This is a genomic window from Streptococcus oralis SK304, assembly GCF_000287715.1.
Lineage (GTDB): Bacteria > Bacillota > Bacilli > Lactobacillales > Streptococcaceae > Streptococcus > Streptococcus oralis_Y.
In genome coordinates this window covers 333,549-348,478 of the sequence record NZ_ALJN01000006.1, presented here as the reverse complement: position 1 = coordinate 348,478, position 14,930 = coordinate 333,549, and the positions used below count along the sequence as shown (strand labels likewise).

The following is a 14,930-nucleotide window of genomic DNA, read 5'->3' as shown; positions in this document are numbered from 1 at the left end:
GGGTAGGTCCTGCCTATCCGTTTTTATTAAAATCGTGTTATAATAGAATAGAAATCAAAAATAAATAGGAGAAACAAACCTCATGGCACGCGAATTTTCACTTGAAAAAACTCGTAATATCGGTATCATGGCTCACGTCGATGCCGGTAAAACAACAACTACTGAGCGTATTCTTTACTACACTGGTAAAATCCACAAAATCGGTGAAACTCACGAAGGTGCGTCACAAATGGACTGGATGGAGCAAGAGCAAGAACGTGGTATCACTATCACATCTGCTGCGACAACAGCTCAATGGAACAACCACCGCGTAAACATCATCGACACACCAGGGCACGTGGACTTCACAATTGAAGTACAACGTTCTCTTCGTGTATTGGACGGTGCGGTTACTGTTCTTGACTCACAATCAGGTGTTGAGCCTCAAACTGAAACAGTTTGGCGTCAAGCAACTGAGTACGGAGTTCCACGTATCGTATTTGCCAACAAAATGGACAAAATCGGTGCTGACTTCCTTTACTCAGTAAGCACACTTCACGACCGTCTTCAAGCAAACGCACATCCAATCCAATTGCCAATCGGTGCTGAAGATGATTTCCGTGGTATCATCGACTTGATCAAGATGAAAGCTGAAATCTATACAAACGACCTTGGTACAGATATCCTTGAAGAGGATATTCCAGCTGAATATCTTGAACAAGCACAAGAATACCGTGAAAAATTGATCGAAGCAGTTGCTGAAACTGATGAAGATTTGATGATGAAATACCTCGAAGGTGAAGAAATCACTAACGAAGAATTGAAAGCGGGTATCCGTAAAGCTACTATCAATGTTGAATTCTTCCCAGTATTGTGTGGTTCTGCCTTCAAAAACAAAGGGGTTCAATTGATGCTTGATGCGGTTATCGACTACCTTCCAAGCCCACTTGACATCCCAGCGATCAAAGGTGTTAACCCAGATACAGATGAAGAAGAAACTCGTCCAGCATCTGACGAAGAGCCATTCGCAGCTCTTGCCTTCAAGATCATGACTGACCCATTCGTAGGTCGTTTGACCTTCTTCCGTGTTTACTCAGGTGTTCTTCAATCAGGTTCATACGTATTGAATACTTCTAAAGGTAAACGTGAACGTATCGGACGTATCCTTCAAATGCACGCTAACAGCCGTAAAGAAATCGACAAGGTTTACTCAGGTGATATCGCTGCTGCCGTTGGTTTGAAAGATACGACAACTGGTGACTCATTGACTGATGAAAAAGCTAAAATCATCCTTGAATCAATCGACGTTCCAGAACCAGTTATCCAATTGATGGTTGAGCCAAAATCTAAAGCAGACCAAGACAAGATGGGTATTGCCCTTCAAAAATTGGCTGAAGAAGATCCAACATTCCGTGTTGAAACAAACGTTGAAACTGGTGAAACAGTTATCTCTGGTATGGGTGAGCTTCACCTTGACGTCCTTGTTGACCGTATGCGTCGTGAGTTTAAAGTTGAAGCGAACGTAGGTGCTCCTCAAGTATCTTACCGTGAAACATTCCGCGCTTCCACTCAAGCACGTGGATTCTTCAAACGTCAGTCTGGTGGTAAAGGTCAATTCGGTGATGTATGGATTGAATTTACTCCAAACGAAGAAGGTAAAGGATTCGAATTCGAAAACGCAATCGTCGGTGGTGTTGTTCCTCGTGAATTTATCCCAGCGGTTGAAAAAGGACTTGTAGAAGCAATGGCTAACGGTGTCCTTGCAGGTTACCCAATTGTTGACGTTAAAGCTAAACTTTACGATGGTTCATACCACGATGTCGACTCATCTGAAACTGCCTTCAAGATTGCTGCATCTCTTGCACTTAAAGAAGCTGCTAAGACTGCACAACCAGCTATCCTTGAACCAATGATGCTTGTAACTATCACTGTTCCAGAGGAAAACCTTGGTGATGTTATGGGTCACGTAACTGCTCGTCGTGGACGTGTAGATGGTATGGAAGCACACGGTAACAGCCAAATCGTTCGTGCTTACGTTCCACTTGCTGAAATGTTCGGTTACGCAACAGTTCTTCGTTCTGCATCTCAAGGACGTGGTACATTCATGATGGTATTTGACCACTACGAAGATGTACCTAAGTCAGTACAAGAAGAAATCATTAAGAAAAACAAAGGTGAAGAATAATCTGTCTTCGCAATAGAAGGAAGTCACTTGGTGGCTTCCTTTTTTTGTCTTTAACTATTCATTTTTGCTGAATATAGTATACAAATTTGGTCGCTAAGTGAGAGAGTTATTAATTTTATCCAGAAAGAAAATATTCTAATTTGATAAATTAAAGTAAATAAAGGTTCCTAATTCCGTAGAAAAGTTAATAAAAATGAGAAAAAGATTCATAAATACACTTTTAGATAGAAAATTCAGAAAATTGCTTCTTTTATCTTGAAAATTTTTGAAAAAATGGTATGATAGTAACAAGCTATTTTTAAGAGAAGAGAAAGGGGAACAATGGAGAAAATCAGTTTAGAATCTCCTAAGACGGGGTCAGACCTAGTTTTGGAAACACTTCGTGATTTAGGAATTGATACCATATTTGGCTATCCTGGTGGTGCAGTCTTGCCTTTGTATGATGCGATATATAATTTTAAAGGCATTCGCCACATTTTAGGACGCCATGAGCAAGGTTGTTTGCACGAAGCTGAAGGATATGCCAAATCAACTGGAAAGTTGGGTGTTGCTGTCGTCACGAGTGGACCGGGAGCTACAAATGCCATTACAGGGATTGCAGATGCCATGAGTGATAGCGTTCCCCTTTTGGTCTTTACAGGTCAGGTGGCGCGTGCAGGGATTGGGAAGGATGCCTTTCAGGAGGCAGACATCGTGGGCATTACCATGCCAATCACTAAGTACAATTACCAAGTTCGTGAGACGGCAGATATTCCTCGCATCATTACGGAAGCTGTCCATATCGCAACGACAGGTCGTCCAGGGCCCGTCGTGATTGACCTACCAAAAGACGTATCTGCCTTAGAGACAGATTTCATCTATTCACCCGAAGTGAATTTGCCAAGTTATCAACCAACGCTAGATCCGAATGACATGCAAATCAAGAAAATTTTGAAGCAATTGTCTAAGGCTAAGAAACCTGTTTTGTTAGCAGGTGGTGGTATCAGCTATGCGGAAGCTTCTGAAGAGCTTAATGAATTTGCAGAACGTTACCAAATTCCGGTCGTGACTAGTCTTTTGGGACAAGGTACCATTGCAACGAGTCATCCGCTCTTCCTAGGAATGGGAGGGATGCATGGTTCTTTCGCAGCTAACATTGCCATGACGGAAGCGGACTTTATGATTAGTATTGGTTGCCGTTTCGATGACCGCTTGACTGGAAATCCTAAGACCTTTGCTAAAAATGCTAAGGTTGCTCATATCGACATTGATCCAGCCGAGATTGGTAAGATTATCAGTGCAGATATTCCTGTGGTGGGCGATGCTAAGAAAGCCTTGCAGATGCTTCTGGCAGAACCAACTGTTCATAACAATACTGAAAAATGGATTGAAAAAGTCACCAAGGACAAGAATCGAGTTCGTTCTTATGATAAGAAAGAACGTGTGGTCCAACCGCAGGCAGTTATTGAACGTATCGGCGAGTTAACGAATGGGGATGCCATTGTGGTAACTGACGTAGGTCAACACCAAATGTGGACAGCTCAGTATTATCCTTACCAAAATGAGCGTCAGTTAGTTACTTCAGGTGGTTTGGGTACCATGGGATTCGGAGTGCCCGCAGCTATCGGTGCCAAGATTGCTAATCCAGAAAAAGAGGTTATTCTCTTTGTCGGTGATGGCGGCTTCCAAATGACCAACCAAGAACTAGCCATCCTAAACATCTACAAGGTACCCATTAAGGTCGTGATGCTGAATAACCACTCACTAGGAATGGTTCGTCAGTGGCAGGAGTCCTTCTATGAGGGTAGAACTTCAGAGTCAGTCTTTGATACCCTTCCTGACTTCCAGCTGATGGCACAGGCTTATGGCATCAAAAACTATAAATTTGATAATCCAGAGACGATAGAGAAGGATCTAGAAGTCATTCTGGAGGATGTGCCGATGTTTATCGAGGTGGATATTTCTCGTAAGGAACAGGTCTTACCGATGGTACCAGCTGGTAAGAGCAATCATGAGATGTTGGGGGTGAAGTTCCATGCGTAGAATGTTAACGGCTAGATTGCAAAACCGTTCAGGAGTTTTGAATCGTTTTACAGGAGTCCTTTCTCGTCGCCAAGTCAATATTGAGAGTATCTCAGTTGGTGCGACGGAGAATCCCAATGTATCTCGCATTACCATCATTATCGATGTGGCCTCTCATGATGAAGTAGAGCAAATTATTAAACAACTCAATCGTCAGATTGATGTAATTCGCATTCGAGATATCACAGACAAACCACACTTGGAAAGAGAAGTTATCTTGGTGAAGGTATCTGCTCCTGCTGAAAAGCGTGCAGAAATCTTGGCCATTATCCAACCTTTCCGTGCAACGGTAGTAGATGTGGCTCCAAGCTCCATCACTATCCAGATGACTGGAAATGCTGAGAAGAGTGAAGCTTTATTGCGAGTGATTCGACCATACGGTATTAAAAATATCGCTCGTACGGGTGCAACTGGATTTACCCGCGACTAAAAATCCAACTTAAATTTGTTAAACCAGCCTATGAGGCAATAAAAAATAGAAAAGAGAGAAAAACTATGGCAGTTCAAATGGAATACGAAAAAGATGTTAAAGTAGCAGCGCTTGATGGTAAAAAAATCGCCGTAATCGGTTATGGTTCACAAGGACATGCGCATGCGCAAAACTTGCGTGACTCAGGTCGTGATGTCATCATCGGTGTACGTCCTGGTAAATCTTTTGACAAAGCAAAAGAAGATGGATTTGACACTTATACAGTGGCAGAAGCAACTAAATTGGCTGACGTTATCATGATCTTGGCACCAGATGAAATCCAACAAGAATTGTACGAAGCAGAAATTGCTCCAAACTTGGAAGCTGGAAATGCTGTTGGATTTGCACATGGTTTCAACATTCACTTCGAATTTATCAAAGTTCCTGCAGATGTTGATGTCTTCATGTGTGCCCCTAAAGGACCAGGACACTTGGTACGTCGTACTTACGAAGAAGGATTTGGTGTGCCAGCTCTTTATGCAGTCTACCAAGACGCTACAGGAAATGCTAAAAACATTGCTATGGACTGGTGTAAAGGTGTTGGAGCAGCTCGTGTTGGTTTGCTTGAAACAACTTACAAAGAAGAGACTGAAGAAGATTTGTTTGGTGAACAAGCCGTACTTTGTGGTGGTTTGACTGCCCTTATCGAAGCAGGCTTTGAAGTCTTGACAGAAGCAGGATACGCCCCAGAATTGGCTTACTTTGAAGTTCTTCATGAAATGAAATTGATTGTTGACTTGATCTATGAAGGTGGATTCAAGAAAATGCGTCAATCAATTTCTAACACTGCTGAATACGGTGACTATGTATCAGGTCCACGTGTGATTACTGAGCAAGTCAAAGAAAATATGAAAGCTGTTTTGGCAGATATCCAAAATGGTAAATTTGCAAATGACTTTGTAAATGACTACAAGGCTGGACGTCCAAAATTGACTGCTTACCGTGAACAAGCAGCTAACCTTGAAATTGAAAAAGTTGGTGCTGAATTGCGTAAAGCAATGCCTTTCGTTGGTAAAAACGACGACGACGCATTCAAAATCTATAACTAATTCTTGTGAAGAAAAACAGAAGGCGAGTTGGGGGTACCTGACTCGCTTTTTATCTTAAAAAGTATTTGAGGAGGAGACAATGCTAAGTGCAAAAGACGTGGTGAAAGCCCACAAAGTATTGAGTGGTGTAGTAGTCAATACTCCACTTGATTATGATCATTATTTATCGGAGAAGTATGGTGCTAAGATTTATTTGAAGAAGGAGAATGCCCAGCGTGTTCGTTCCTTTAAGATTCGCGGAGCCTATTATGCCATTTCTCAATTAACAAAAGAAGAACGTGAGCGTGGTGTAGTCTGTGCCTCTGCAGGAAATCACGCCCAAGGTGTCGCCTATACTTGTAATGAGATGAAAATTCCTGCAACCATCTTTATGCCCATCACAACACCTCAACAAAAGATTGGACAGGTCCGCTTTTTTGGTGGTGATTTTGTGACAATTAAGTTAGTTGGGGATACCTTTGATGCTTCTGCTAAGGCAGCACAAGAATTTACAGTTTCTGAAAGCCGCACCTTCATTGATCCTTTTGATGATGCGCATGTTCAGGCTGGTCAAGGAACAGTAGCTTATGAGATTCTTGAAGAAGCCCGTAAAGAGTCTATTGATTTTGATACAGTACTTGTACCAGTAGGCGGTGGCGGATTGATTGCCGGTGTTTCTACTTATATTAAGGAAACCAACCCGACTATTGAAGTGATTGGGGTAGAAGCCAATGGAGCCCGCTCTATGAAAGCTGCCTTTGAGGCTGGGGGACCAGTTAAACTCAAAGAAATTGATAAGTTTGCTGATGGGATAGCTGTACAGAAAGTTGGACAATTAACCTATGAAGCGACCCGTCAGAATGTTGAAACGCTGATTGGGGTGGACGAGGGCTTGATTTCTGAAACCTTGATTGATCTTTATTCCAAACAAGGAATTGTAGCAGAACCAGCCGGGGCTGCTAGTGTTGCAGCCTTGGAAGTTTTATCAGACTATATCAAAGGCAAGACGATTTGTTGTATTATTTCTGGAGGAAATAACGATATCAACCGCATGCCAGAGATGGAAGAACGTGCCTTGATTTACGATGGAATCAAGCATTACTTTGTAGTGAATTTCCCACAGCGTCCAGGAGCTCTCCGAGAGTTTGTAAATGACATTTTGGGGCCAAATGATGACATCACTCGTTTTGAATATATCAAACGAGCAAGCAAGGGGACAGGCCCTGTATTGATTGGGATTGCTCTTGCCAATAAGCATGATTATGCTGGATTGATTCATCGTATGGAAAAGTTTGACCCGTCTTATATTAATTTGAATGGAAACGAAACATTGTATAACATGTTAGTTTAAACTAAAATAAAATTATTATCATATTATTTGCGTAATGATAACGATGGTGTTATAATGAGGGTGATGAAAGGGGGAGATTCCCATGGTTTTACAAATTTTACTTGTTTTATTGTTTTTAGTGGTGATTGCATCAGTGATTACGATTAGTTCTGTATATGTGGTTCGACAACAATCTGTCGCTATCATAGAACGCTTTGGTAAATACCAAAAGTTGAGCAATAGTGGTATTCATTTGCGGGCTCCCTTTGGGATTGATAGGATTGCGGCAAGAGTTCAACTACGCTTGTTGCAAAGTGAGATTGTTGTAGAGACAAAGACGCAAGATAATGTATTTGTGACGATGAATGTGGCAACTCAGTATCGAGTGAATGAAAATAACGTCACAGATGCCTATTATAAATTGATGCGTCCAGAAGCCCAAATTAAATCCTATATTGAAGATGCTTTGCGTTCATCTGTACCAAAGCTAACCCTAGATGAGTTGTTTGAGAAGAAGGATGAAATCGCCTTAGAAGTTCAAAAACAAGTGGCTGAAGAAATGTCTACGTATGGGTATATCATTGTCAAAACGCTGATTACTAAGGTTGAACCTGATGCTGAAGTAAAACAATCCATGAATGAAATTAACGCAGCTCAACGTAAGAGAGTTGCAGCGCAAGAACTTGCTGAAGCAGATAAGATTAAAATTGTGACCGCAGCAGAAGCAGAAGCAGAAAAAGATCGCCTACATGGTGTAGGGATTGCAGAGCAGCGTAAAGCAATTGTTGACGGACTAGCTGATTCTATCAAAGAGTTAAAGGGAGCTAATGTTGAGCTAACTGAAGAACAAATCATGTCTATCCTATTAACGAACCAGTATTTAGACACATTGAATAATTTTGCAGAAAAAGAAGGAAATAATACAATCTTCCTACCAGCAAATCCTAATGGAGTTGAAGATATAAGAACTCATATATTATCGGCTTTAAAAGCCAAATAAAAATATGCAGAATAATATAGTTGTGACGAATATATGTTTTTTTATTGACAGATAAAATAAAAACGTATACAATTAGGAATTGTAAAGAATAATTCAGGAGAAGAACATGGTTAAGTCAAACTTTGAAAAGGTAGAAGCAGTTGTTGGCTGGGTTCGTGATAAGAAGATCACAGGTTACCGTATCTCTAAAGAAACGAATGCGCGTGAAATGTCTATCATTGCCCTAGCGCAAGGACGCGCAAAAGTTAAAAATATTTCATTTGAAACAGCTCTTAGTTTAATCGATTTCTATGAAAAAAATCATGAAAAATTTGAAGATTGAACTGTGGTTACAGGCAGATTTCTGAATCGAGTCTGCCTTTCCTTTACAATTACAAACTAAAAAGACTGCATTCTGTATGCAGTCTTTATTTATTAATTGAGATAACGCTGAAGGAATTCTTTTGTCCGTTCTTCTTTAGGGTTCGTGAAGAGTTCTTCAGGTTTACCTTCTTCTGCAATGATTCCCTTGTCCATGAAGATGACACGATGGGAGACGTCGCGAGCAAATTCCATTTCGTGGGTTACAACAATCATGGTCAAGCCTTCTTGAGCTAGGTCCTGCATAATTTTGAGGACTTCTCCGACCATTTCGGGGTCAAGGGCAGATGTTGGTTCGTCGAAGAGAATGGCGTCAGGATTCATGGAGAGTGCACGAGCGATAGCTACACGTTGCTTTTGTCCACCTGAAAGTTGCTTCGGCTTGGCTTGCCAGTAACGTTCTCCCATACCAACTTTTTCAAGATTCTCTTTGGCAATTTTTTCAGCTTCAGAGTGGTCACGTTTGAGTACTGTCGTTTGGGCGACGATGGTATTTTCGAGGACATTCAGATTTTCAAAGAGATTGAAAGATTGGAAAACCATACCGAGCTTTTCACGATAATGGGTGAGGTTATAGCCTTTTTCCAGGACATTTTCTCCGCGATAGAGAATCTCTCCTCCTGTAGGTGTTTCTAGTAAATTAATCGAACGAAGGAAGGTTGATTTTCCGCTTCCCGAGCTTCCGATGATGGAAATAACCTCTCCTTTATGGACGGTGAGAGAAATGTCTTTTAGCACTTCATTTTGTCCATAGGATTTTTTTAGGTGTTTGATTTCAAGGATTGGTTGTGTCATTTTTTCAAATCCCCCGTTTGCATTTGGTTAGCACCTGTAGTGTAAGTGTCCATGTCCATATAGCGTTCGATAAAACGTAGGACACGGGTCACAGTGAAGGTGAGGACAAAGTAAATCACTGCAATGATGGTAAAGGTCTGGAAGTATTGATAGGTTTGAGTCGCTACAGTATTTCCTGAGAAATAAAGCTCGACAACTGAAATAACGTTCAATACAGAGGTATCTTTGATATTGATGACAAACTCATTACCAGTAGCAGGTAGAATATTACGGACAACCTGAGGAAGGACAATCTTACGCATGGTTTGATTGTGGGTCATACCAAGAGCAGTTGCAGCTTCGAACTGTCCCTTGTCAACTGCTAGAATACCACCACGAACGATTTCTGTCATGTAGGCACCCGTGTTGATTGAGACGATAAAGATAGCAGCCAGTGTCCGGTCGAGATTGATACCGAAAGCTTGAGCAGTCCCATAGTAGATAACCATGGATTGAACAATCATCGGTGTACCACGGAAGATTTCAATATAGACATTGAGGATCCAGCCGACTAGTTTTTGTAGGCTGTAAATGGCTTTGTTTTCCGAGAGAGGAGCAGTACGGAAGACACCAATGGCAAGACCGATAATGAGACCTACGATAGTTCCGATGATTGAGATTAAAAGAGTGACTCCTGCACCACGCAAGAGCTGTTGCCAGTTTTCAGAAAGAATTTTAGCAACTTGGTTGAAGAAATTACTGCTGCTTTCTTCAGTCGTTGTGGCTTCGGCAGGTTGCTCCTGAATCATACGATCCATCAGAGCAACTTGTTCATCTTTGGAGATGGTTTCAATACTAGCATTGATTTGGCTGATGCGGCTGTCATCTTTACGAAGTCCAATGGCGATAGCTGTATCTTCTTCTCCAGTTTTGAAACCGGGTTCTACTTGGACCATCTTGAACTTAGAGTTAGCGGCTTCAGCAGTCAGTGCTTCGGGGCGTTCCGAAACATAGGCATCAATGACACCGGCTTCCAGAGCTTGACGCATTTGAGCGAAGTCGCCCATAGCTGTTTCTTTTTTGGCACCTGGAATTTGAGAAATCAAATCATAAAGGTAAACACCTTGTTGAGACGTGATTTTTGCTCCGCTAAAATCTTTCAAAGATTTGGCATTCGCGTAGGCAGAGTCCTTTTTGACCAATAGAACTGGCTCGCTAGTATAGTAACTGCTTGAAAAAGCAATTTCTTGTTTGCGTTCAGCGGTTGGGCTCATACCGGCAATGATCATATCGATTTTGCCAGAAGTAAGGGCTGGAACAAGTCCTTCCCACTTGGTTTTCACGACCAAAGGTTCCTTACCCAGATCTTTGGCAATCTTTTTAGCGATTTGAACATCATAGCCGTTGGCATATTGGTTGGTACCGTCGATTTTAACAGCACCATTACTATCGTCGTCTTGGGTCCAGTTAAAGGGAGCGTAAGCTGCCTCCATCCCGATGCGTAAATATTCGTCGGCTTGGACTTGGCTAGCTAGTCCTAATATAAGGGCTAGGCTAGCAAGAATAGATAAGCATAATTTTTTCATGTTTTCTCCTATTTCTAGTCTAAAAATGACTTCTCTCTATTGTATCTAAAAATGGTGAGATTTTCAATACAAGTAAGCCTTTACTTATAAAAAATGATATAATGATAGCAAAGATAAAAAGGGGATTGTGTTATGAAAAAGACTTTTTTCGTGCTTTTATTTAGCTTGTTTTGTATTTTACCACTCTCTGTTTTTGCGGTTGATTTTAAGATTCGCTCTTATCAAGGTGATTTGTATATTCATGCAGATAATACGGCAGAATTTAGGGAGAAAGTAGTCTATTATTTTGATGAAGACTTTAATGGACAACTAGTAGGACTTGGCCGTTCTGGTAAGATGCCAAAGGGCTTTGAAATAGATCCCAGTCCGAAGGTTCAGGTATGGAAAAATGCTAGCGCCATTGAAAATGTCAATAGTGAAGTAATAGAAGGAACAGAAGGGTATACTGTAAAAGTGTATAATCCAGGCCAAGAAGGGGATACCGTTGAAGTGGTAATCACATGGCAACTAAAAAACCTCCTATTTCTATATGATGATATCGCGGAACTTAATTGGCAACCCTTGACAGATAGTTCAGAACCTATCGAAAATTTTGAGTTTCGGGTAACAGGCTTTAATGGAGCTGAAAAACTTTTCTTTCATACAGGGAAACTCTTTACAGAGGGCAAGGTAGAGAAGACAGGTGGTGATTATCGTGTTCATTTGCAGAACCTACCTCGTCAGCGTGGGGTTGAATTGCATGCCTATTGGCCTAGAAAAGATTTTGGAACTGATTTGAATCAGGGATTGAAGGGCAATCGTTTAGCAGAATTTAAAAAAATAGAGGAATCCATTACTGCTGAAAAAGCTCAAAGTAAAGCTCTGGTTACGTGGATTATCCCTTTGCTACTCTCGCTTTCTTTAGTCTTTAGTGTTATTTTCTACTGCATTTACAGAAGAAAAACCTCCCCATCGAAGAAATATGCCAAAAATCACCGTCTCTATGAACCGCCAATGGACTTAGAACCGATGGTTTTATCGGAAGCTGTTTACTCCACTTCTTTAGAGGAAGTCAGCCCCTTGACCAAGGGAGGAGGGAAGTTCACTTTTGACCAACTCGTTCAGGCAACTTTATTGGATGTGATCGACCGTGGAAATGTTTCGATCATCTCAAATGGAGATGAGGTCCGTCTAAAAGTCATAAAAGAAAAAGGATTGGAAAGTTTTGAAAAAGATTGCCTTAATTTGGCTTTTTCAGGAAGAGAAGAAGTGCTTGTTTCAGATTTGTTTGCAGATTACCAAGTGTCAACTAGTCTTTACCAAGGTGCAAAAGCAGCTGATGAAAAACGAATTCAGAAAACAGGACGTAAGCTTAAGTCGTCTTTTGAGCAAGCTCTGAAGCAGATGCAGGATGGAGTGAGAAAGCGGGTTTCCTCTTTGCAACTTCCAGATTATTATCGTTCACTGAGTAATGGTGAAAAAATCCTGCGATTGACGATAGGTGTCTTTACGATTTTACCTGCTTTCGTTGGTTTTGGCTGGTTCTTGTATAGTTTGGATGCCCACGGGTATCTTTCTCTGCTACTTCTTATCCTTGGATTTGCAGGCTTGATGTTAGCTGTCGTCTATTATTGGACAACCCGATTTGATACTCGTGATGGTGTTTTAAATGAAGATGGACTAGAAGTGTACTATCTCTGGACTAGTTTTGAAAACATGCTTCGCGATATCGCCCATCTAGACAAGGCAGAATTAGAGAGTATTGTTCTTTGGAATCGCCTCCTTGTCTATGCTACTTTATTTGGTTATGCGGACAAGGTGAGTCATTTGATGAGATCTTATCAGATTCAGGTCGAGAACCCAGATATCAATCTTTATGTAGCTTATGGCTGGCACAGTATGTTTTATCATTCAACTGCTCAAATGAGCCACTATGCTAGTATTGCAAACACAGCTAGCAACTACTCCGTATCTTCTGGAAGTGGTTCTTCAGGTGGAGGATTCTCAGGAGGCGGAGGCGGTGGTAGCATCGGTGCCTTCTAAAAAACCTATCGCAGAATCTGAAATTATGTTATAATAGAGGACAGAAAAAGGAGTAATACATGTATCTTATTGAAATTTTGAAGTCGATCTTTTTTGGGATTGTTGAAGGAATTACAGAATGGTTGCCCATTTCAAGTACGGGTCACTTGATCTTGGTTGAAGAATTTGTACAATACAAGGACCAAAATGAAGCCTTCATGTCCATGTTTAATGTTGTCATTCAGCTCGGTGCTATCTTAGCGGTTATGGTGATTTACTTTAACAAGCTCAATCCGTTCAAACCTGGCAAAACTAAGGTGGAAGTCCGTCGAACTTGGCAATTGTGGTCAAAAGTCCTCGTTGCGACCTTGCCTTTGCTATTGGTCTTTAAATTAGATGATTGGTTTGATGCCAACTTCCATAACATGGTTTCAGTTGCGATTATGTTGATTATCTATGGTGTTGCCTTTATCTATCTCGAAAAACGAAATAAGGCGCAAGCCATTGAACCAACAGTAACAGAGCTAGACAAGTTGCCTTATAAAACAGCTCTTTACATCGGACTCTTTCAAGTCCTCGCCCTCTTCCCAGGAACGAGCCGTTCTGGTGCAACTATCGTTGGTGGTTTGTTAAATGGAACGAGTCGCTCTGTCGTAACAGAGTTTACCTTCTACCTTGGAATTCCTGTGATGTTTGGAGCCAGTGCTTTAAAGATTTTCAAATTTATAAAAGCAGGCCAACTCTTGAGTTTTGGACAACTGTTCTTGCTTTTGGTTGCTATGGGAGTAGCCTTCGCGGTCAGCATGGTTGCTATTCGCTTCTTGACCGGTTATGTGAAGAAGCACGATTTTACCCTCTTTGGTAAATACCGTATCGTACTCGGTAGTGTCTTGTTGCTCTATAGTTTTGTGCGTTTATTTGTATAAGAAAAAGCTTGAGGGAATCTTCCTTCAAGCTTTTTAAAATCCTGTTACTGTGACTCCTAGCAAACGAATGCCTTTTTCTTTTTCAGCTAGTTCTTCGTAGAGTTGAAGGGCAGTTTGAGAAATCTGACTAGCATCCTGTGTTGCTTGTGGGAGGCTTTTTCGTCTAGTTAGAGTAGAGAAGTCAGCATATCGTATTTTTAGGATAATGATTTTTCCAGCTTTGCCTTGTTGGCTGAGATTGTGAGCTACCTTTTCTGAGAGAAGAGTCAGCTCTTTTTTGATGTCTTCTTCTACGCGCAGGATTTTTCCGTAGGTTTTTTCCTTGCCAATAGACTTTCGAATACGATTAGCCTTGACCGGTGAATTATGAATGCCCCTAGCCTTTCGATAAAGATCAAAACCGAGTCTGCCAAACCGATCGATTAAAGTGACTTCAGAAACAGCCAATAAGTCTTCACCAGTATAAATGCTCATTTCATGAAGCCGTTCAACTGTTTTTTTGCCCACACCGTGAAATTTAGCAATGTCCATTTGTTTGAGAAAATCCTCAGCCTGATCTGGGAGGATGACTGTTAAACCATGTGGTTTTTGATAGTCACTAGCCATTTTAGCTAAAAATTTGTTATAAGAGACGCCTGCAGAAGCAGTCAGATGTAGCTCCTGCCAGATATCTTGTTGGATGAGGCGGGCTATTTTGACAGCTGACTTGATACCGAGTTTATTTTCCGTTACATCCAAGTATGCCTCGTCAATACTCATAGGTTCGATCAAATCAGTGTAGCGTTTAAAAATAGCACGAATCTCAAGTCCCACAGCCTTATACTTTTCATAATTTCCTGAGATAAAGATAGCTTGGGGACAGCGCTCATAAGCTTCTTTAGAGCTCATGGCTGAATGAACGCCAAAAGCTCGTGCCTCGTAGCTACAGGTAGAAACGACACCTCGACCACCTGTTTGTCTGGGATCACTCCCAATGATAACAGGTTTGCCCTTTAACTTGGGATTATCTCTGATTTCCACCGCAGCAAAAAAGGCATCCATGTCGATATGGATGATTTTTCTGGACAAATCATTTATCAATGGAAATATGAGCATTCCAATCCCTTTCTAGAGTCATTTTCTATTTATTATACCCTTTTTTCTGAAAAAATGGGAAAGTTCAACCTGACTTTCAAAAATATAATACAGATTAGAGCAAAAAAGGGGCTGTAGTATAAAAGAAAGCGTCTAA

12 protein-coding genes are annotated in these 14,930 nt (G+C 41.2%); 9 read left to right on the top strand and 3 right to left on the bottom strand.

The window, feature by feature from the left end; translation table 11 throughout:
- Positions 1-82 precede the first annotated feature (82 nt).
- From fusA to HMPREF1125_RS04820, 7 genes are all read left to right on the top strand, one after another.
- Entirely contained in the window at positions 83-2,164 is a 2,082-nt protein-coding gene (fusA, locus tag HMPREF1125_RS04850; RefSeq protein WP_000090341.1) for an elongation factor G, read from the top strand.
- 321 nt (positions 2,165-2,485) lie between these two features.
- Positions 2,486-4,186 (top strand): acetolactate synthase large subunit, encoded by a 1,701-nt coding sequence (locus tag HMPREF1125_RS04845; RefSeq protein WP_000411741.1) that lies wholly within the window; start codon positions 2,486-2,488, stop codon positions 4,184-4,186.
- Positions 4,179-4,655 (top strand): acetolactate synthase small subunit, encoded by a 477-nt coding sequence (gene ilvN, locus HMPREF1125_RS04840; protein ID WP_001253813.1) that lies wholly within the window; start codon positions 4,179-4,181, stop codon positions 4,653-4,655. The genes HMPREF1125_RS04845 and ilvN overlap by 8 nt, the downstream gene beginning before the upstream one ends.
- Before the next feature lie 65 nt (positions 4,656-4,720).
- Positions 4,721-5,743, top strand: coding sequence for a ketol-acid reductoisomerase (ilvC, locus tag HMPREF1125_RS04835; protein ID WP_000290683.1), 1,023 nt, complete (start codon positions 4,721-4,723; stop codon positions 5,741-5,743).
- A 79-nt stretch (positions 5,744-5,822) separates the two neighbouring features.
- The gene (ilvA, locus tag HMPREF1125_RS04830) at positions 5,823-7,073 is read left to right on the top strand and encodes a threonine ammonia-lyase IlvA (RefSeq protein ID WP_000947306.1); all 1,251 of its coding nucleotides are present in this window, start codon (positions 5,823-5,825) and stop codon (positions 7,071-7,073) included.
- Positions 7,074-7,155: 82 nt separating this feature from the next.
- Positions 7,156-8,052, top strand: a complete 897-nt coding sequence (locus tag HMPREF1125_RS04825) for an SPFH domain-containing protein (RefSeq protein WP_000244063.1) — start codon at positions 7,156-7,158, stop codon at positions 8,050-8,052.
- A 106-nt stretch (positions 8,053-8,158) separates the two neighbouring features.
- Positions 8,159-8,374 (top strand): hypothetical protein, encoded by a 216-nt coding sequence (locus HMPREF1125_RS04820; protein WP_000241003.1) that lies wholly within the window; start codon positions 8,159-8,161, stop codon positions 8,372-8,374.
- A gap of 92 nt (positions 8,375-8,466) precedes the next feature.
- On the opposite strand, the gene HMPREF1125_RS04815 is transcribed toward HMPREF1125_RS04820, so the two are convergent.
- Together HMPREF1125_RS04815 and HMPREF1125_RS04810 are read right to left on the bottom strand one after the other, a co-directional pair.
- Positions 8,467-9,207 (bottom strand): amino acid ABC transporter ATP-binding protein, encoded by a 741-nt coding sequence (locus tag HMPREF1125_RS04815; protein ID WP_000193353.1) that lies wholly within the window; start codon positions 9,205-9,207, stop codon positions 8,467-8,469.
- On the bottom strand, positions 9,204-10,772 hold the full coding sequence (locus HMPREF1125_RS04810; RefSeq protein ID WP_000732037.1) for an ABC transporter substrate-binding protein/permease: 1,569 nt from the start codon (positions 10,770-10,772) through the stop codon (positions 9,204-9,206). The genes HMPREF1125_RS04815 and HMPREF1125_RS04810 overlap by 4 nt, the downstream gene beginning before the upstream one ends.
- Before the next feature lie 132 nt (positions 10,773-10,904).
- On the opposite strand from HMPREF1125_RS04810, the gene HMPREF1125_RS04805 reads away from it, so the two are divergent.
- Both HMPREF1125_RS04805 and HMPREF1125_RS04800 read left to right on the top strand, forming a co-directional pair.
- Positions 10,905-12,794: a DUF2207 domain-containing protein gene (locus tag HMPREF1125_RS04805; protein ID WP_000750669.1), complete on the top strand. Its 1,890-nt coding sequence runs from the start codon at positions 10,905-10,907 to the stop codon at positions 12,792-12,794.
- 59 nt (positions 12,795-12,853) lie between these two features.
- On the top strand, positions 12,854-13,699 hold the full coding sequence (locus tag HMPREF1125_RS04800; RefSeq protein WP_000280789.1) for an undecaprenyl-diphosphate phosphatase: 846 nt from the start codon (positions 12,854-12,856) through the stop codon (positions 13,697-13,699).
- Between the two features lie 33 nt (positions 13,700-13,732).
- Here HMPREF1125_RS04800 and dinB read toward each other — a convergent pair whose 3' ends face one another.
- Positions 13,733-14,794, bottom strand: coding sequence for a DNA polymerase IV (gene dinB / locus HMPREF1125_RS04795; protein WP_000904544.1), 1,062 nt, complete (start codon positions 14,792-14,794; stop codon positions 13,733-13,735).
- Positions 14,795-14,930: the final 136 nt, after the last annotated feature.

Coding starts and splice junctions, on each gene's coding strand:
- HMPREF1125_RS04820 (WP_000241003.1), top strand. CDS start 8,159: ATGGTTAAGTCAAACTTTGAAAAGGTAGAAGCAGTTGTTGGCTGGGTT.
- ilvN (WP_001253813.1), top strand. CDS start 4,179: ATGCGTAGAATGTTAACGGCTAGATTGCAAAACCGTTCAGGAGTTTTG.
- HMPREF1125_RS04825 (WP_000244063.1), top strand. CDS start 7,156: ATGGTTTTACAAATTTTACTTGTTTTATTGTTTTTAGTGGTGATTGCA.
- HMPREF1125_RS04805 (WP_000750669.1), top strand. CDS start 10,905: ATGAAAAAGACTTTTTTCGTGCTTTTATTTAGCTTGTTTTGTATTTTA.
- HMPREF1125_RS04800 (WP_000280789.1), top strand. CDS start 12,854: ATGTATCTTATTGAAATTTTGAAGTCGATCTTTTTTGGGATTGTTGAA.
- HMPREF1125_RS04845 (WP_000411741.1), top strand. CDS start 2,486: ATGGAGAAAATCAGTTTAGAATCTCCTAAGACGGGGTCAGACCTAGTT.
- HMPREF1125_RS04815 (WP_000193353.1), bottom strand. CDS start 9,207: ATGACACAACCAATCCTTGAAATCAAACACCTAAAAAAATCCTATGGA.
- fusA (WP_000090341.1), top strand. CDS start 83: ATGGCACGCGAATTTTCACTTGAAAAAACTCGTAATATCGGTATCATG.
- HMPREF1125_RS04810 (WP_000732037.1), bottom strand. CDS start 10,772: ATGAAAAAATTATGCTTATCTATTCTTGCTAGCCTAGCCCTTATATTA.
- ilvC (WP_000290683.1), top strand. CDS start 4,721: ATGGCAGTTCAAATGGAATACGAAAAAGATGTTAAAGTAGCAGCGCTT.
- ilvA (WP_000947306.1), top strand. CDS start 5,823: ATGCTAAGTGCAAAAGACGTGGTGAAAGCCCACAAAGTATTGAGTGGT.
- dinB (WP_000904544.1), bottom strand. CDS start 14,794: ATGCTCATATTTCCATTGATAAATGATTTGTCCAGAAAAATCATCCAT.